Genomic DNA, 18417 nt, shown 5'->3' with positions numbered 1-18417 from the left:
ATGTAGAACTCATCCCCGGCCACGCCCTGCACGAACGCGATCTCGTACCCGTCCGAACCGGACGCACCCCCGGACGAGGACGATCCACCGGAACAGCCCGCGAGCGTCAGGGTCGCTGTCATGCCGAAGACCGTCAGGGCGGTCGCTTTCTTGTTCCACTTCATTGTGATCACCGTTCTTGTTGTCGGGTTGGGGAGGGGTGGGAGGGGGGAGGAGGGATGCCGCCGCGGTTCAGCCGCGCCGTCCTCCGCTGACGAACTTGCGCCAGAGGCCTGCAGAATTGCCACGCGTCGCCGCCGTGCGCCGTACCTGGTCGACGTAGACGGCGCTGATCAGCACCGCGCCGACGGCGACCTGCTGCCAGAAGGGCTGCACGCCGGTGATGACGAAGCCGTTCTGCAGCACCGCCGGAATGAACAGACCCACGACGGTGCCCATGATGGTGCCGACTCCTCCGAAGAGGGAGGTGCCGCCGATCACCACGGCCGCGATGACGTTGAGGTTGGTCTGCGACTGCCCCGCGATCGCGGTGGTGGAGAACTGCGAGAGCGACAGGATGCCGCCGAGCCCGGCCAGGGCGCCGGAGATCGTGTAGATCTTGATCAACTGCGCGTCGACCTTGACGCCGACGCGGCGGGCGGCGATCTCGCTCGAGCCCACGGCCAGGGTGTACAGGCCGAAGCGTGTGAAGTGCAGGACGATCGCGCCGATGACGACGACGACCAGCGCGATCACGCTGATGATGGGGACACTGCCGAAGATGTTGCCGTAGCCGATCGAGACCGTGAGCACGGTGGGCACGTCGCGGATGTCGACGCCGCCGGTGAGGATCTGCGCGAGGCCCAGCGCCATGCCGAGCGAGCCGAGCGTGACGATCAGCGGCGGGATCTTCGCCTTGGCGATGAGGAAGCCGTTGAGCAGCCCCCAGCACACGCCGCTCAGGACGGCGACGACGATGCCGATGGTCGCCACGCCCCACCCTTCGCCGCCGAGCGCCCGCATGACGATCGCCGAGACGACGCCGGAGAACACCAGCACCGAGCCGACCGACAGGTCGATACCCGCGGTGATGATGACATAGGTCATGCCGACCGCCAGCACGGCCAGGATCGAGGCGTTCTGGATGATGAGGCGGAAGTTCGACCACTGCGCGAACGAGTCCGGCGCGATGATGCTGAACACGATGATGATCGCCAGCAGGACCAGGAGGATCTGGAACGCCTGCGTCCGCAGGATCCGGCGGACGGGGTTGACCTTCTGGTTGTTGTCGAAGGTGCCGATCGCGACGGTCTCGGTCGGGGGAGTCCGGGTGCTCATTTGGAGTCGTCCTTCGTGACGGCGCCGGTCATGAGTCCGACGAGTTCTTCCATGGAGGTGTCTGCGGCCTGGATGTTGGCCACGCGGGTGCCCAGGCGCAGGACCTGGATGCGATCGCTGACGTCGATGACGTGGGGCATGGAGTGCGAGATGAAGACGACGGCGATGCCCTTGTCGCGGACGCGCCGGATGGTCTCGAGCACGTTCTTCGTCTGACGCACGCCGAGAGCGGCGGTCGGCTCGTCGAGGAAGACGACGCGCGAGGCCCAGTGCACCGCGCGGGCGATCGCGATGGCCTGGCGCTGGCCGCCCGACATCTCGCCGACGGGCGAGGTGAGGCTGCGCACGGTCGCGCCGAGCTCGTCGAAGGCGGCGCGTGAGGCGACGGCCATCTCCTTGGTCTTCATGAACCCCAGCGCGCCCGCGAGTCCCGGGCGACGGATCTCGCGACCCAGGTACATGTTCTGCACGGGGTCGAGGTGCGGGGCGAGGGCGAGGTCCTGGTAGACCGTCTCGATGCCGAGCGACGAGGCGACCTGCGGGTTCGACATGTCGAGGGGCTGACCGTCGAAACGGATCTCGCCCTCGTCGACGGCGAGGTTTCCCGAGAGGGCTTTGACGAGCGTGGACTTGCCGGCGCCGTTGTCGCCGATGAGGGCGGTGACCTCGCCGGGGTAGACCTCGAAGTCGACGTTGCTGAGGGCGCGGACGGATCCGAACTGGCGCGACAGGCCGCGCGCCTGCAGCACGGGCGTGGCCGTGGTGGTGCTCATGAGGAAGCTCCTTCGTGGGGACCGACGGGGGCATCGGAGACGGTGATCACGAGATCGGCGCGGTGACGTCCGCGCTCGACGACGGCGGCATTGCGCTCGTCGACCTCGCGGACCCAGGCGACGGCCTCGTCGTAGGGGTGGTCGTGGGACAGGCGACGGGCGACCAGGCGCTCGCGGCGGGCGTGGGGCTCGATGTCGAGGAACCACACCTCGTCGAGGCGGGAAGCCACGGCATCCCACCCGCACTCGTCGTGGAGCAGGTAGTTGCCCTCGGTGACGACCAGGGGGACCTCGGCCGACACCAGCACGGCGGAGCCGATCGACTCCTCGAGGCCGCGGTCGAAGCGTGGGGCGTAGACGGTGTGCCCGGCGCGGATGCGGTCGAGCAGGGCGAGGTAGCCGTCGACGTCGAAGGTGTCGGGGGCGCCTTTGCGCTCGCGACGACCGAGACGCACGAGCTCGTCGTTCGCCAGGTGGAAGCCGTCCATGCCGACCAGGACCGCGTCGTCGCCGAGGGCGGCGAGCAGTGCGTCGCTGACGGTGGATTTGCCGGCACCCGGGGTTCCGGCCAGGCCCAGGACGCGCCGCTCGCCCGTCGCGACCAGGTGCCGGGCCCGGGCGACGAGGTCGTCCAGCGACACGGTCGCGGCGGTGGCCGGCGCGGCGTACTCCGAGGTGGCGGTCACGGCGGTGTGGTCCTTTCGGGGACGCCGCACGTCGGAGTGCTGCGTCGATGAAGCGGTCCGGTGAGGCGGTCCACCGGTCGAATGCTGGTTACGGTAAGCCCACCGTGACACCGGTGTCAACACCCGTGACCGATTCGTCATGACACCGAAGTCATCCGCGTGATTCTGTGGTTATCATGGGCCGCGACGACACCGACGTCGTTCTCGACCTCGAGCCCGCGAAAGAGCCCCTCATGACCGCATTCACCGACCGCACCATCCTCGTCACCGGAGCCGGCGGCGGCATCGGCGGGGCAACCGTGCGACACCTCGTCGCCGCCGGAGCCACCGTGCTGGCAGCCGGGCGCACCGCCGACAGTGTCGAGGCGATCGCCGCCGAGACCGGCGCGGAAGCCCTCGTCTTCGACCTCGAGTCCGAGGACGAGATCCGCTCGGCCATCGAGGGACGCGATCTGTACGGCGTGGTCAACTGCGGCGGCTGGGGCGGCGAGATCGCTACGCCCATGGACACCGACATCGACGTGTTCGACAAGGTCATGAGCATCAACGCCCGCGGCTCGCTGTTGGTGACCAAATACGCCTCGCGCGAGATGATCCGCGTCGGCAAGGGGGGTGCGATCGTCAACGTCTCGAGTCAGGCGAGCCTCGTCGCCCTCACCGGGCACATCTCGTACGGCTCGTCGAAGGCGGCGCTCGACAACATCACGCGGGTGTCGGCGCTCGAGCTCGGGGGGTACGGCATCCGGGTCAACAGTGTGAACCCCACCGTCGTCATGACGCCGATGTCGGCCTGGTACTGGGGACGCCCCGACATCGAGGGCCCCTTCCTCGACGCCATGCCGCTGCACAAGTGGGCGACCGAGGACGACATCGCCGCGCCCATCGTGTTCCTGCTCGGAGACGGCGCCGGCATGATCTCGGGCGTCTCGCTCCCCATCGACGGCGGCTACTCCAGCCGCTGACTCCGGATGCCACGGGGCGGCGCCGCGGTGGGCGGCGTCGTTCCGCGGTCTCGCCGTTCGAGTCGCCCCCGGGCCCGTCGTCGCGCCCACCCCGTGGCCCGCAGGCCCCCGCCCGGGAGTCGCGGCGTCGCTCCGCTCGTCGACGCCGACGCGGGGCAGCCTCCCCGCGGCCGCCGGACCGCGGGGACTACAGGCCCAGCGAACGGCGCACGTAGGCGTTGCGGAAGACGCCCCGCGGATCGATCTCGCGCGCCACGTCGGCGAAGTCGCCCGAGCGCGGGAGCGTCGCGAGGATCCGCTCCGCGGGGAGGGTGAAGGCCTTCCCCCAGTGCGGGCGCGCGTCGAAGGGTGCCAGTGCCCGTTCGACCGCGGGAAGCGCCGCGAGCACTCCGTCGGTGTCGTTGCGCCACGTGAAGTGGACGGCCATGACGTCGCGTCGGTACGCGGGGCTCAGCCAGAGCTCGTCGGCGGCGACGGTGCGCAGCTCGGTGACCAGCAGCAGGTCGTCGAATCCCGCGGCGAGAGCGCGCACGGCGGTCAGCGCCTCGCGCGCCGAGCCGAGCGGCACGAAGTACTCGCTCTGGATCTCGTCGCCGTCGCTGGGCAGGGCATCGGCGCGGAAGTGCGGCAGGCGCGTGTGCCAGGGGCCGGACGTGCCGCGCGGGGTGGTGTTGTCGACCGTGCGGATGCGGCCGAGGTGGATCTCGTCGCCGACGGCGAGGCCCCCGAGCTCCTCGACCCACGAGGGAGGGCCGTCGTCGCTCTTGGCCCACACGAGGTCGTGCGCGGGATCGCCCCACGTCGTGAAGACGCTCACGCTGCGCGAGCCGCCGAACACCCGCTCCACGTCGTCGACGATGTCGTCCCAGGCCACGCCGGTGTACGCCTGCTGCGTGACCCGGTAGGTCGGCTCGGTCTGCAGCTCGACGGCGGTGACGACCCCGAGGGCGCCGAGGCTCAGGGCGGCGGCGCCGAACCACTCGTGCGTCTCGTCGATGCGGTGCGTACGGCCGCCGGCATCCATGATCTCGACCGCCCGCACCGCGCTCGACAGGTTCGCGTTGCGCACGCCCGAGCCGTGCGTTCCGGTCGCGGTGGCGCCGGTGACCGAGATGTGGGGGAGCGAACCGAGGTTGTGCAGAGCCCGGCCCTCGGCCTCGAGGACGGGGGCGATCTCGGCGAACGTCACCAGGCCCTCGACGCGGACGCGGTCGGCGGCGACCTCGATGCGCACGGGGAGACGTTCGAGAGACACCAGCGACCCCTCGGAGTCGGCGATGTCGTTGAACGTGTGTCGGGTCGCCTGCACGCGCAGCGAATCGGCGGATGTCACGACCTCGGCGAGCTCGTCGAGATCGGCGGGCAGGAGCACCTCGGTGGCGCGGTAGCGATGGTTGCCCGACCAGGTGGATCCGGCGGAACGCGTTTCGATCATCGGGTCTCCTGAGCGGGGTGGGGTGGACGCCTCCATCCTGCCCTGGACCGGCGACATCGGGTTCGCCGCCCGCGGCGCGAGAAGGGCCGTCACGGATGCCGACGGCTCAGCGCGCGGGGAACAGAGCCGCCTCGAAGACCGCCTCGGCCGCGCCCACGAGCAGGCGATCCTCTCCGAGTTCCGCCGCCGTCACCCTCAGGCCCTCGGTGCACGCCGGCATCGTCTGCCCCCGCACGGCTTCACCCAGCCCGGGCAGGTCGAGTTCGGCGAGGGTGGCGAGGAAGCCGCCGAGCACGATGACCGCCGGGTTCATCACGTTCGCCGCGTTCGCGAGGGCGGTGGCCAGGATCCGCCGTTGCCGCGCGATCTCGGCGTGGACGGCGGGGTCGTCGGCGGATCCGAGGGCTGCCGCGAGCGTCGACTCGTCCGCGGCGTCGAGCCCGACGGTCCTCAGCAGCCGCGCACGACTCACCTCGTCCTCCAGCACGCCGTCGGCGGCGCGCCGATCGTCGGGATCGACGATGCCGGGGCGGTTCCGCCCGAACTCCCCGGCGTAACCGCCCGCGCCGCCGACCGGTACGCCGCCCACGATCACCGCACCGCCGATTCCGCTCGCTCCGCCGTTGAGGTAGACGACGTCGCGCGCTCCGCGCGCCGCGCCGAAGAGGTGTTCGGCGAGGGCGCCGAGCGCGGCGTCGTTTCCGACGTGGGCGCGCACTCCCGTGGCATCCGTCATCAGGGCGGGCAGCGGGGCGTCGATCCAGCCGAGGTGCGGCGCCTCGCGCACGACGCCGTCGGCGGCGCGCACGGGACCGGGAACCGCCACGCCGACTCCGGCGATCCGAGAGGCCGCCAGGGTGCCGTCGCGCCAGAGCGCGAGCTGCGCCCCGACCAGCTCGGCCGTGCGTTCGGGGGTGAGCAGGTCGGTCTGCGCGCGCCTCTCCCGCGCCACGATCGTGCCGTCGAGGGCGACCGCCCCGATGTCGAGGGCGTCGACCTCGGGGTTGACCGCGATCGCGACGACGCGCGGATCGGGTGCCACGATCGGCGAGGGCCGGCCGACGCGCCCCTGCGTCTCGGAAGCGCTCTCGACCACGAGGCCGGAGCGATGGAGTTCGCCCACGAGGTCGGCGATCGTGGAGCGATTCAGTCCCGTGGCCTCGGTGAGGGCGGCGCGCGAGCGGGGGCCCTCTCGGTGCACGGTGCGCAGTACGAGCGACAGATTGGCGCGGCGCATGCCGTCGCCGCGGGTGCCCTCGGTGACCATCCGACCACTGTGCCATGTCGTCGGCATGTCGATCGTTAGGGGTGTTCATTCCCACCCCGCGCAGAGCGCGCGGTGCCAGGATCGGAACATGGACCTCTCCGGCATCCCCATCACGACCATCCGCGGCGAAGAGACCACCTTCGGCGGCCTGACCGCCGGCAGGGCGGCGCTCGTGGTCAACGTCGCCTCGCGGTGCGGCCTGGCCCCGCAGTACGAGGCGCTCGAAGCGCTGCACAAGAAGTACGCCGACCGGGGCTTCACCGTGATCGGCTTCCCCAGCAACCAGTTCCTGCAGGAGCTCAGCGACGAGGACAAGATCGCCGAGTACTGCTCGGCGACCTGGGGTGTCACCTTCCCGATGTCCGAGAAGGTCAAGATCAACGGCCGTCACGCCCACCCGCTGTACAAGGAGCTGACGACGACCCCGGATGCCGAGGGCAAGACCGGTCGCATCTCGTGGAACTTCGAGAAGTTCGTCGTGTCGCCGGACGGCCGCGTGACGCGGTTCAGCCCGCGCACCCTGCCCGACGCGCCCGAGGTCGTCGCCGCGATCGAGGACGCCCTGCCGCGCTGAGCCCCGCCGCGCCGCCTCGCCGCGCCGCCCTGCCGCGCCGCCCCCGCCGCCGCGCCGCCCTGTCGCGCCGCCTCCTTGGTTGAGTGTCCACGAAACGCCGCGACGACCCGGGGTGGCGCGGCGTTTCTTGGACACTCGACGGGCGGCGCGCGGCGGCAGGTCGATGTCGGCGGTCTGGCCTATCCTGACGGGGATCCGACCCTCGAAGGAGCCCCATGGCCGATGCCGTCGTCCTCGTCTCGGGCGGCGCTGCCGTCACCCCGTTCACCGACACAGACCGCGCCGCGGCCTCGGGTCTGGCGGCGGGCAACACCATGACGGCGTTGCGCCAGCACCTGCGCACCGCGGGCGCGGCGGTCTTCACCGCCCCTGCCCGCATCGGGGCCGGCACGGTCGAGCGGGATGCCGGGTGGCAGGGCTTCGACGACGTCCCCGTCGTGCTGCCCGCCGAGCTCACGATCAACGCGGTCGGATCGATCGACGTCGCCGGTGGGTCGCTCGCCGCTTTTCTCCGGTGGCTGTCGACCGAGCACGGGCTGCGTAGCGTCGACCTCGTCGGCCACTCGATGGGCGGGCTGTTCTCCCGCGCCGCGATCCGCGAGCTCGCGGGCGACGGCCCGCGCGTGGAACGGCTCGTCACCCTCGGTACGCCCTGGGACGGCTCGGTCCTCGGCGACCTGCTCGACGGCGAGATCACCGAGGACGACGCCCACGGCGACCCCGCGACCGGGCAGATCTTCGCCGAGGCGCGTCCCTACGCGGCCGCGAATTCCGAGGGGGCCGCGGCCGAGGTGTCCCGCCGATTCCTGCGCGGGTGGAATCAGGCGCAGGCGGGGGTGCTCGACGGCATCCCGGTCACCGTCATCGGGGCGGGCTACTTCTCCGCCGCGACCGAACCGTCGCAGTTGTGGCCCCACGACGGTCTGGTGTCGCTGTGCAGCGGCCGTGCCGATCACGTGCCCGCCGCGGTGCTGCCGCGGGTGACCCGGCACTCGTTCGCCGCCCACGTGCACAGCATCTTCTTCGCCGAGGCGTTCGGCCTGCCGTGGGAGCGCGCGTTGACGTGGGACCCCACGGTGTTCGCCGTTGTGGACGACGCGCTCGGACGCTGACGCGGGGGTGGACGCGGCGGCATCCGCGGTATATGTTGTGAAAACCAACAAACCCGGCGGTGCGTCACCGCGCGCCCGTGCGTCCATGCGAAGGAGCAGGAATGCCCACCCCCACCCGCGATGACAAGTTCTCGTTCGGACTCTGGACCGTCGGCTACAACGGCACGGACCCGTTCGGCGGCCCCACCCGCGCGCCCCTCGACGTCGTGCACGTGGTCGAGAAGCTCGCCGAGCTCGGCGCCTACGGCCTGACCTTCCACGACGACGACCTCTTCGCCTTCGGCTCCACCGACGCCGAGCGCCAGACCCAGATCGACCGCCTCAAGGGCGCGATGAAGGACACCGGCATCATCACGCCGATGGTCACCACGAACCTCTTCTCGGCCCCCGTCTTCAAGGACGGCGGCTTCACCTCGAACGACCGCCAGGTGCGCCGCTTCGCCCTGCGCAAGGTGCTGCGCAATCTCGACCTCGCCGCCGAGCTCGGCGCGCAGACGTTCGTCATGTGGGGCGGCCGCGAGGGCGCCGAGTACGACTCCGCCAAAGACGTCCGACAGGCGCTGGAGCGCTACCGCGAAGCCGTCAACCTGCTCGGCGATTACGTCACCGACAAGGGCTACGACATCCGCTTCGCGATCGAGCCCAAGCCCAACGAGCCCCGCGGCGACATCCTGCTGCCGACCCTCGGCCACGCGATCGCGTTCATCGACTCGCTCGAGCGCCCCGAGCTCGTGGGCCTGAACCCCGAGGTCGGCCACGAGCAGATGGCGGGTCTGAACTTCGCGGCCGGCATCGCCCAGGCGCTGTACCACGGCAAGCTCTTCCACATCGACCTCAATGGCCAGCGCGGCATCAAGTACGACCAGGACCTCGTGTTCGGTCACGGCGACCTGCACAACGCCTTCGCGCTCGTCGACCTTCTCGAGAACGGCGGCCCCGGCGGGGTCCCCGCCTACGACGGCCCCCGCCACTTCGACTACAAGCCCTCGCGCACCGAGGACGAGACGGGCGTCTGGGACTCCGTCTCGGCCAACATGAACACCTACCTGCTGCTCAAGGAGCGCGCCGCGGCTTTCCGCGCCGACCCCGAGGTTCAGGAGGCGCTCGAGGCCGCCAAGGTCGCCGAGCTCGCGCAGCCGACGCTGAACGAGGGCGAGAGCTACGACGACCTGCTCGCCGACCGCTCGGCCTACGAGGACTTCGACACCGATGCGTACCTCGGTGGCAAGGGCTTCGGATTCGTCCGCCTGCAGCAGCTGGCGACCGAACACCTGCTCGGCGCCCGCTGAGTCTCCCGGGGCCCGGATGCCACGGCATCCGGGCCCCTTCTTTCCGTCGAGTGTCCAAGACATGCCGCAGCGCCCCCGGGTGAGACGGCGTGTCGTGGACACTGAACGGGATGCCGCACCGCTGCGGCCGGGATGCCGCACCGCTGCGGCGCGAAGAGAGAGGCAGAGCATGGCGCTCGTCATGGGAGTCGATTCGTCGACGCAGTCGTGCAAGGTCGTCGTCGTCGACGCCGAAACCGGGCGCGTGGTGCGCGAGGGGCGCGCCGCGCACCCCGCCGGCACCGAGGTCGACCCCGAGGCGTGGTGGACAGCGCTCCAGGATGCCATCGCCCAGGCGGGCGGTCTGGACGACGTCGCGGCGGTGTCGATCGCGGGTCAGCAGCACGGCATGGTCGTCCTCGACGGCGACGGGGCCGTCATCCGCGATGCCCTGCTGTGGAACGACACGCGCTCGGCGCGGGCCGCGCGCGACCTCATCGACGAGGTCGGCGCCGAGGCCTACGCCCGGCGCACGGGTGCGGTCCCCGTCGCCTCGTTCACGGCGACCAAGCTGCGGTGGCTGCGGGACGCCGAGCCCGACAACGCCGCGCGCGTCGCGGCGGTCGCCCTTCCGCACGACTGGCTCACCTGGCGGCTGCGCGGCTTCGGCCCGGGCGACGCCGTGCTCGAAGAGCTCGTCACGGATCGATCGGATGCCTCGGGCACCGCGTACTGGGGCGCCGACGGCTACGACCTCGATCTGCTGCACCGTGCGCTGGGCCACGGCGCGACGCTGCCGCGCGTCCTCGGGCCGTGGGAGAGCGCGGGCACGCTGCCCGGTGGCGCCCACGTCGGGCCGGGTGCGGGCGACAACGCCGGTGCGGCCCTGGGGCTGGGGGCGGGCCCGGGCGACGTGGTGGTGTCGTTGGGGACGTCCGGCACGGTGTTCGCCGTCGCCGAGGCCCCCGCGAACGACACCACCGGTACGGTCGCCGGATTCGCCGACGCGACCGGGCGCTTCCTGCCGCTGGTCGCGACGCTGAACGCGGCTCGCGTCCTCGACGCGGTCGCGAAGCTGCTGGGCGTGTCGCACGATGAGCTCGGCGCGCTCGCGCTCGAGGCGGAGCCCGGCGCGGGCGGCGTCGTCCTCGTCCCGTGGTTCGAGGGCGAGCGCACCCCCAACCTGCCCGACGCGAAGGCGTCGCTGACCGGGCTGACTCTGGCATCCACCACCCGGGAGAACCTGGCCCGCGCGGCGATCGAAGGCATGCTCAGCGGCCTGGCCGTCGGGCTCGAGGCCATCCAGGCGCAGGGGGTGGAGGTGCGGCGGATCCTGCTGATCGGTGGAGCGGCGGCGAACGAGGGGGTCGCTCGGATCGCCGCGCAGGTGTTCGACGCCGAGATCGTCGTACCCGCGGCGGGGGAGTACGTCGCCCTCGGCGCGGCGCGACAGGCGGCGGGAGTCCTCGCCCGGGCGCCCGTCGACTGGGCGGTCGCGATGACCCGCGCGGTCGAGCCCGATCACCGGCCGGTCATCCGCGCGGAGTACGACCGGGTGGCGGGGTTGCGCGCGGAGGAATGAGAGGGTCTGCGCGCGACAGCGGAGGCCGTCGTCCCCGGACCCCGTTCCGGCGCGCGGGGCGCGCTCCGGCACGGTCGCTTCGGGGTGCGCCAGAGTAGAGGCGGGCCCGTCGACGTCTTGTAAGGGGGGCGTCGGCGGGCTCTTCTCGGGAGCGGTCCCAGGCGCGTGCCCGACGAGGTCCCCGCCGCGCCGCTACTGTGAGTCACCATGAGCGGCGACACCGGCGGCAGACGCATCGGCGTGCGCGAGGTCGCGGCCGCGGCGGGAGTGTCGACGCAGACCGTCTCGCGGGTGCTGAACGACTACCCGGGGATCCGCGACGCCACGCGCGAGCGGGTGCTCGACGCGGTGGCGGCGCTGGATTATCGCGTCAACAACGCCGCCCGCGCACTCGGCACCAGCCTGACGCGCACCGTGGGGGTCGTGGCATCCGATGCCGTCCTGCACGGTCCGGCCGCCGGGATCGCCGCCCTCGAACGCGCGGCGCGGGCGCGGGGCCGGTGGATCTCGACCGCGTACACCGACTCCGACGACCCCGCCGACATCGACGTCGCGGTGCAGCACCTGCTCGACCAGGGCGTCGACGGGATCGTCCTGGTCGCGGCGCACGGCGAGACACCGCTCGAGGGGTACGCGGTGCCCATCGTGCCGCTGTACGGCGAGTCCGGAACCCGCCAGCGCGAAGCCGCCGCCCTCGCCGTCCAGCACCTCGCCGATCTCGGACACCGCCGCATCATCGAGCTCGCCGGTCCCGCCGACTGGCGTGAGGCGCGGGCTCGTGCGGACGGGGTCGCCGACGCGATCGCGCGGCGCGGGCTCGAGCGCGTCGCCGGTTTCGAGGGGGACTGGAGCGCCGCGTCGGGTGCGGCGCTCGCGAGTGCGGTCGCCGAGCGGGTCCGAGCCGGCGCGACGGCGGTCGCGGTGGCCAACGACCAGATGGCACTGGGACTGAGTGCGGGCCTCGCGGCGCGCGGGCTGGTCGTTCCGCGCGATGTGTCGATGACCGGCTTCGACGACAACCCGGATGCCGCCTTCTACTCGCCCGCGCTGACCACCGTGCGCCTGGACGTCGAGGGTGAGGCGGCGTACGCCGTCGCCGCGGTGCTCGGCGACGCGGCGCCGGCCCCGACGCCGCCCGTGCTGATGGTGCGGGATTCGGCGGCGACGCCGCGCCAGGTCGCATCGCCGCAGGGCTGAGCCGCGGCGGGCTCCCACCACTCGCGGAATGACAATGTTACCGGTAACATCATGGCGGGAAGGCTGCCGCGCCCCCACCCCGAACCCCGTCGAAGGAGACCCCGCGTGACCGATGCCGCCCCGTTCGCGCCCGAGGTGCAGGAGGCGATCGACGCCGTCCGCGCCGACGTCGCGACGCTGCACGCCGAACTCGTGCGCTACAACCTCATCGTCTGGACGGGCGGCAACGTCTCGGGTCGCGTGCCCGGCGCCGACCTCTTCGTCATCAAGCCCTCGGGCGTCTCGTACGACGACCTCGCCCCCGAGAACATGATCCTCTGCGACCTCGACGGCAACGCGATCCCGGGCACTCCGGGCAGCGAGCGCAGCCCCTCGAGCGACACCGCCGCGCACGCGTACGTGTACCGCCACATGCCCGAGGTCGGCGGCGTCGTGCACACGCATTCCACCTACGGCGTCGCGTGGGCCGCGCGCGGCGAAGAGATCCCCTGCGTCATCACGGCGATGGCCGACGAGTTCGGCGGCCCGATCCCGGTCGGCCCCTTCGCGATCATCGGCGACGACTCGATCGGTCGGGGCATCGTCGAGACCCTCCGCGGTCACCGGTCGCGCGGCGTCATCATGCAGAACCACGGCCCCTTCACGATCGGATCGAGCGCGAAGGATGCCGTGAAGGCCGCCGTCATGCTCGAGGACGTCGCGCGCACCGTGCACATCGCGCGCGAGGCCGGCCCCCTCATCCCGATCCCGCAGGACAAGATCGACGCCCTCTACAACCGCTACCAGAACGTCTACGGACAGAGCACGGACGACCGCCGATGAACGCCCAGACCCCTGACGCCCCGGCATCCACGGAGACCGCCACGAGCGCCGGCGCCACCATCACCGAGGGCCGGGCCTCCCTCGGCATCGAGCTCGGCTCCACCCGCATCAAGGCGTGCCTCATCGGTCCCGACGCCGAGGTGGTAGCCACCGGCTCCCACGAGTGGGAGAACGTCTACGCCGACAAGCTCTGGACCTACTCTCTGGATGCCGTGTGGTCGGGCCTGCAGGCCGCCTACGCCGAGCTGATCCAGAACGTGCAGCAGCGGTACGGCGTCACCCCCGAGCGCTACGCCGCGATGGGCGTCTCGGCGATGATGCACGGCTACCTCGCCTTCGACGCCGACGGAGAGCTGCTCGCCCCGTTCCGCACGTGGCGCAACACCAACACCGGTGTCGCGGCGGCCGAGCTCACCGCGCTGTTGGGCGTGAACATCCCGCTCCGCTGGTCGATCGCGCACCTGCACCAGGCGGTCGTCGACGCCGAGCCGCACGTCCCCGAGATCCGGTTCCTCACGACCCTCGCGGGGTACGTGCACAGCTCGCTCACCGGCGAGAGGGTGCTGGGGGTGGGCGACGCCTCGGGCATGTTCCCGATCGACTCGGCCACGCGCGATTACGACGCCGAGCTCGTCGCCCGTTACGACGCTCTCGCCGACGGCCGCGTCCCCGCGCTGCGCGACCTGCTGCCGCGCGTGCTCGCGGCGGGTGCGGCGGCGGGGGAGCTGACCGCGGCCGGGGCAGCTCTGCTCGACCCGAGCGGGAGCCTGCGTCCCGGCATCCTCTTCGCTCCTCCCGAGGGCGACGCCGGCACCGGAATGGTCGCGACCGGCGCCGTCGCGCCCCGCACGGGCAACGTCAGCGCCGGCACGAGCATCTTCGCGATGGTCGTGCTCGAGCGGCCGCTGTCGCAGGTGCACCACGAGCTCGACCTCGTCACGACGCCCTCGGGCGACGCGGTCGCGATGGTGCACTGCAACAACGGCGCGAGCGAATTGGCCGCCTGGGCGAACATGTTCACCGCCTTCGCCGCCGCGGCCGGTACCCCGGTGACTCCGGATGCCACCTACGCGGCGCTCTTCTCCGCCGCGCTCGAGGGCGAGGCCGACGCCGGCGGGCTGCTCGCCTACAACCACCTCTCGGGCGAGCCCATCGCGGGTCTCGACGAGGGTCGACCGCTCGTCGTGCGTACCCCCGACAGCCGCCTCACGCTGCCGAACTTCATGCGCGCCCAGCTGTACGGGGTGTTCGGCACGCTCGCGCTCGGCATGGACGTCCTCCACGGCGAGGGCGTGCAGCTCGACCGCATGTACGCGCACGGCGGCATGTTCCGCACCACGGGGGTCGCCCAGCGCTTCCTCGCGGCCGCGCTCGACGCCCCCGTCGCCGTCGCCGCGACCGCCTCGGAGGGCGGCGCGTGGGGCATGGCCGTGCTCGCGGCGTACGTCGCCGACGGGCGGGGCCGCGACCTCGACACCTACCTGGCCGAGGTGGTCTTCGCCGACGCCCCCCTCACCACGGCCGACCCCGAGCCGGCGGACGTCGCCGGGTTCTCGGCCTACCTCGACCGTTACCGCGCAGGCCTCGCCGTCGAGGCCGCCGCCGTGGCATCCCTCTGATCACCCGAAAAGGAACAGTCATGACCCGCACTCCCCTCAAGAACGACCTCGACGGCTACGAGGTCTGGTTCGTCACCGGTAGCCAGAACCTCTACGGCGAAGAGACCCTGAAGCAGGTCGCCGAGCAGTCGCAGGCCGTCGTCGAGGGCCTGAACGGCCTGCCGGTGAAGGTCGTTTGGAAGCCCGTGCTGAAGGACTCCGACAGCATCCGTCGCATGGCGCTCGAGATCAACGGTCGCGACGACGTGATCGGCGTGATCGCGTGGATGCACACCTTCAGCCCCGCGAAGATGTGGATCGCCGGCCTCGACGCCCTGCAGAAGCCCCTGCTGCACCTGCACACGCAGGCCAACGTCGAGCTGCCGTGGAACGACATCGACTTCGACTTCATGAACCTCAACCAGGCCGCGCACGGCGATCGCGAGTTCGGGTACATCCAGACGCGTCTGGGCGTGTCACGCAAGACGGTCGTCGGGCACGTGTCGAACCCTGTCGTGCGTCAGCAGATCGAGGACTGGGAGCGCGCCGCCGCCGGCTGGACCGCTGCCCGCACCCTCAAGCTCGCGCGCTTCGGCGACAACATGCGCTTTGTCGCCGTCACCGAGGGCGACAAGACCGAGGCTGAGCTGCGCTTCGGCGTGCAGGTCAACACGTGGGGCGTGAACGAGCTGGTCGAGGCCGTCGAGAAGGCGACGGATGCCGACATCGACGCGCTCGTGCAGGAGTACGTCGACAGCTACGACGTCGTGGAGGCACTGCTTCCCGGCGGCGCGCGCCACCAGTCTCTCCGCGACGGCGCCGCGATCGAGCTCGGCCTGCGCTCCTTCCTCGAGGAGGGCGGCTTCGGCGCCTTCACCACGTCCTTCGAGGACCTCGGTGCGCTGAAGCAGCTGCCGGGTCTCGCGGTGCAGCGCCTCATGGCCGAGGGCTACGGCTTCGGCGCCGAGGGCGACTGGAAGACCGCGATCCTCGTGCGCGTCGCCAACGTCATGGGCGCGGGCCTGCCCGGCGGCGCCTCGCTCATGGAGGACTACACCTACGATCTGGTGCCCGGCAACGAGCGCATCCTCGGCGCGCACATGCTCGAGGTCTCGCCGTCGCTGACGACGAAGAAGCCGCGCCTCGAGATCCATGAGCTCGGCATCGGCGGCAAGGATGACCCGGTGCGCCTGGTCTTCACCGCCGACGCGGGCCCCGCCCTGGTCGTCGCGATGAGCGACATGCGCGACCGCTTCCGCCTCGTCGCCAACGTCGTCGAGAACGTCGACGCGCCCGACCTGCCGAAGCTGCCCGTCGGCCGCGCCGTGTGGAAGCCGGCGCCCGATTTCGCGACCTCGGCCGGCTGCTGGCTCGCCGCCGGCGCCGCCCACCACACCGTCATGACGACGGCCGTGGGCATCGAGGTGTTCCGCGACTTCGCCGAGATCGCCAAGACCGAGCTCGTCGTCATCGACGACGACACCACGGTCCGCGGCTTCCAGAGCGAGCTGCGCTGGAACCAGGCGTACTACCGCCTGGCCCAGGGCCTGTAAGACCCCCGCCGCCCCGGGCTGCCCCTCGCGGACCCCGGGGCGGTGCGGCACACGTACGCGCCTCGTTCGGGGCGCGTCCCGTGCACCGGGGCGGACATCGAGCGCCCCGGTGCACGAACCGTGCCCCGGATCCGCGTCGGTGGTGGGACGCCCGCGGGTCCGGGGCATTCGTGCGTCCGGGGGAATGTGGCATCCCTCGCGTCGGGGCGTGGCCCGACGTCAGCCGACGGAGCGGCGCGGGGTTCGCCGGGGGAGAAGGGCGGAGGCATCGAACGCGGCCCGGGGCCACGATGCGGCACAGGGTCCTCGGCGCCTCGCGCTACAGCCGCTGGCCCAGCGCCCACAGGCGGTCGGCGCGGCCGGAGATCGCCTCGGACAACGCGAAGGCCTGGGCATCGGTGAGGGATGCCACATAGTCGACGATCCCGCGCGAGCGCGCGAGACGCTCGGCGTCGGACGGCCGCCGCTCGGCGGGCAGGGCGTCGTACTGTTCTCGCGCGAGGGCGATGAGCTCGCGCAGACGCCGCGGCGTGCGGGCGCGGTCGAGATCGTCGTCGAGCCACTCGCCGAGGGCCCGCACCGACCGCGCGAGGATGCGGCTCATGCCGCGCTGCTGGATCGCCAGGTCGGGGCGGCTGAGCACGAAGCGCTTGTGCACGAACTTCAGCACCTCGACGTGGTGCCACGCCGACGCCGACAGCACCACGGGGCCCGCGCGCGGGGTGTCGAGCGGACGCAGTCGCGCCGACTCCTGGAACCGGCGGATCCACCGGTCGGTGAAGGCCGCGAGTCGGCGCTCGGCCGTGAGCGAGCCGTCGAAGGGGCGCGCGAGCAGGTCGGTGACCATCTCGGCGTCGACGTCGCTGACCGCGGCGAGGAAGGCCTCGTCGTCGGCGATCCACGGGTCGTCGCGGCGCATCTTGCGGCGAAGGCGCTCCAGCCCGGCACCCGGGGCGAGCTCGGCGCGCACCTCGGCGTCGTCGCGCTCGCGCCACTCGAGCACGTCGTCGAGCCACCCGCGGAACTCCGCCGCGATGGGCGCGTGATCCAGGATGCCGGCGCGGTAGAAGTCGTCGACGTCGTGCACCGAGTACGCGATGTCGTCGGCGAGGTCCATCACGGCGCCCTCGATGCTCTGGCGCAGGGGCTCGGCATCCACCCCCCGGCGAGCCTCGTCGAGGTCGTCGAGGTCGATGTCGTACGCGGAGTACTTGTGCACCCGGTAGGTGCCGTCGGGGGAGCGACGGATGCCGCGGGGCGGCCCGGTGCGCTCGAGCTCCGCGGCCGACACCGACGGCGCCCAGGGGTACTTCGCCGACGCGGCACGCACCGCGGCGGTGAGGTTGAGTCCGCGCGGGGCGGTCTCGATCACGTCGAGCGCGGTGAGGATGCGGAACGTCTGCGCATTGCCCTCGAAGCCGTCGGGCAAGCCCAGCTCGTCGCGGGCCAGGCGGTTGAGCGTGGACTCGCCCAGGTGTCCGAAGGGCGGGTGGCCCAGGTCGTGGGCGTAGGCGGCGGCCTCGACGACGGTGGCGTTGCACACGTCGCCCTCGCCGGCGCGGCGCGAGCGGGTGTTCAACTGCAGCGCGACGACGCGGGCGATCGCGCTGACCTTGAGCGTGTGCGTGAGGCGGTTGTGCACGGGGGCGCCCGAGATCGACGGCGACACGACTTGCGTGACGGCCGACAGGCGCGAGAAGTACGGCGAGAACTGGATCCGCTCGAGATCGATCGACCAGGGGTCGTGCACGTCGTCGCGGTCGGCGAAGATCCGGGATGCCGTGTTGCCGACCACGGTGCCGCGCTCCGCCCCCGCGTGTCCGACGGTCCCGTGCGCGTCGGTCCCGTGTCCGACGGGCCCGTGTCCGACGGTCCCGTGCGCGTCGGTCCCGTGCGCGGCGGTCCCGTGCGCGTCGGGCGTGCCCGAGGCGGGAGCGCCATCGCCCGCGTCGGCGGTCGGGGGAACGGTCTCGTCGTGCAGGGTCATCGGGTCCTTCCGCGGCGTCGATGCGTGGACCCACGCTAACGCGGATGCGGGCGCCGTTCGCCGCGGCATCCCCCTCCCCGCTCCCCGCCCCCGCCCCCCGCCCCATGGCGTCGAGTGTCCAGGACACGCCGTGCGACTGCGCGCGGATGCGGCGTGTCCTGGACACTCGAGCGAAAGAGGGGGCGAGCGGATGCGGGCGCCGTTCGCCGCGGCGCGGCATCCCCCTCCCCGCCCCCGCTCCCCGCCCCCCCGCCCCCCGCTCACCGCTCCCCGCCCCCCGCCCC

The 18417-nt window shown here is 72.0% G+C and carries 15 protein-coding genes; 9 read left to right on the top strand and 6 right to left on the bottom strand.

Annotated elements, in window-relative coordinates:
- Positions 1-231: 231 nt before the first annotated feature.
- The 3 genes from ACIPVB_RS15215 to ACIPVB_RS15205 are packed head-to-tail and all read right to left on the bottom strand — an operon-like array spanning position 232 to position 2776.
- Entirely contained in the window at positions 232-1317 is a 1086-nt protein-coding gene (locus ACIPVB_RS15215; protein WP_400370005.1) for an ABC transporter permease, read from the bottom strand.
- On the bottom strand, positions 1314-2090 hold the full coding sequence (locus tag ACIPVB_RS15210) for an ATP-binding cassette domain-containing protein (protein WP_400370004.1): 777 nt from the start codon (positions 2088-2090) through the stop codon (positions 1314-1316). The genes ACIPVB_RS15215 and ACIPVB_RS15210 overlap by 4 nt, the downstream gene beginning before the upstream one ends.
- On the bottom strand, positions 2087-2776 hold the full coding sequence (locus ACIPVB_RS15205; protein ID WP_400370002.1) for a nucleoside/nucleotide kinase family protein: 690 nt from the start codon (positions 2774-2776) through the stop codon (positions 2087-2089). The genes ACIPVB_RS15210 and ACIPVB_RS15205 overlap by 4 nt, the downstream gene beginning before the upstream one ends.
- 233 nt (positions 2777-3009) lie before the next feature.
- Between ACIPVB_RS15205 and ACIPVB_RS15200 the strand changes: the two genes are divergently transcribed.
- On the top strand, positions 3010-3738 hold the full coding sequence (locus tag ACIPVB_RS15200) for an SDR family oxidoreductase (protein ID WP_400370001.1): 729 nt from the start codon (positions 3010-3012) through the stop codon (positions 3736-3738).
- A gap of 187 nt (positions 3739-3925) precedes the next feature.
- Here ACIPVB_RS15200 and ACIPVB_RS15195 read toward each other — a convergent pair whose 3' ends face one another.
- Together ACIPVB_RS15195 and ACIPVB_RS15190 are read right to left on the bottom strand one after the other, a co-directional pair.
- Positions 3926-5173 carry a D-arabinono-1,4-lactone oxidase gene (locus tag ACIPVB_RS15195; protein ID WP_400370000.1) on the bottom strand — a complete coding sequence of 416 codons (1248 nt, stop codon included), beginning with the start codon at positions 5171-5173 and terminating at the stop codon, positions 3926-3928.
- Positions 5174-5279: 106 nt separating this feature from the next.
- Positions 5280-6440 (bottom strand): ROK family protein, encoded by a 1161-nt coding sequence (locus ACIPVB_RS15190; RefSeq protein WP_400369999.1) that lies wholly within the window; start codon positions 6438-6440, stop codon positions 5280-5282.
- An 88-nt stretch (positions 6441-6528) separates the two neighbouring features.
- Between ACIPVB_RS15190 and ACIPVB_RS15185 the strand changes: the two genes are divergently transcribed.
- The 8 genes from ACIPVB_RS15185 (at position 6529) to araA (ending at position 16146) form a co-directional block, all read left to right on the top strand.
- Positions 6529-7014 (top strand): glutathione peroxidase, encoded by a 486-nt coding sequence (locus ACIPVB_RS15185; protein ID WP_400369998.1) that lies wholly within the window; start codon positions 6529-6531, stop codon positions 7012-7014.
- 215 nt (positions 7015-7229) lie between these two features.
- On the top strand, positions 7230-8126 hold the full coding sequence (locus ACIPVB_RS15180) for an esterase/lipase family protein (protein ID WP_400369997.1): 897 nt from the start codon (positions 7230-7232) through the stop codon (positions 8124-8126).
- Between the two features lie 101 nt (positions 8127-8227).
- Positions 8228-9415: a xylose isomerase gene (xylA, locus tag ACIPVB_RS15175; RefSeq protein WP_400369996.1), complete on the top strand. Its 1188-nt coding sequence runs from the start codon at positions 8228-8230 to the stop codon at positions 9413-9415.
- Positions 9416-9584: 169 nt separating this feature from the next.
- The gene (gene xylB / locus ACIPVB_RS15170; protein WP_400369995.1) at positions 9585-10976 is read left to right on the top strand and encodes a xylulokinase; all 1392 of its coding nucleotides are present in this window, start codon (positions 9585-9587) and stop codon (positions 10974-10976) included.
- A 207-nt stretch (positions 10977-11183) separates the two neighbouring features.
- Positions 11184-12173 (top strand): LacI family DNA-binding transcriptional regulator, encoded by a 990-nt coding sequence (locus tag ACIPVB_RS15165; protein ID WP_400369994.1) that lies wholly within the window; start codon positions 11184-11186, stop codon positions 12171-12173.
- Positions 12174-12278: 105 nt separating this feature from the next.
- Complete coding sequence (locus ACIPVB_RS15160; protein ID WP_400369992.1) at positions 12279-12995, top strand: L-ribulose-5-phosphate 4-epimerase; 717 nt, start codon at positions 12279-12281, stop codon at positions 12993-12995.
- A complete protein-coding gene (locus ACIPVB_RS15155; protein ID WP_400369991.1) occupies positions 12992-14614 on the top strand; it encodes a xylulokinase in 1623 nt (540 codons plus the stop codon). The genes ACIPVB_RS15160 and ACIPVB_RS15155 overlap by 4 nt, the downstream gene beginning before the upstream one ends.
- Before the next feature lie 20 nt (positions 14615-14634).
- Positions 14635-16146 (top strand): L-arabinose isomerase, encoded by a 1512-nt coding sequence (gene araA / locus ACIPVB_RS15150; protein WP_400369990.1) that lies wholly within the window; start codon positions 14635-14637, stop codon positions 16144-16146.
- A 319-nt stretch (positions 16147-16465) separates the two neighbouring features.
- On the opposite strand, the gene ACIPVB_RS15145 is transcribed toward araA, so the two are convergent.
- Positions 16466-18133, bottom strand: coding sequence for a deoxyguanosinetriphosphate triphosphohydrolase family protein (locus ACIPVB_RS15145; RefSeq protein WP_400369988.1), 1668 nt, complete (start codon positions 18131-18133; stop codon positions 16466-16468).
- Between the last annotated feature and the right edge of the window lie 284 nt (positions 18134-18417).

The organism is Microbacterium sp. NPDC090007 (genome assembly GCF_044748345.1).
Classification (GTDB): Bacteria; Actinomycetota; Actinomycetes; order Actinomycetales; family Microbacteriaceae; genus Microbacterium.
Note: the sequence above shows the minus strand (reverse complement) of the source record. Positions and strands in the feature narration are given on the sequence as shown.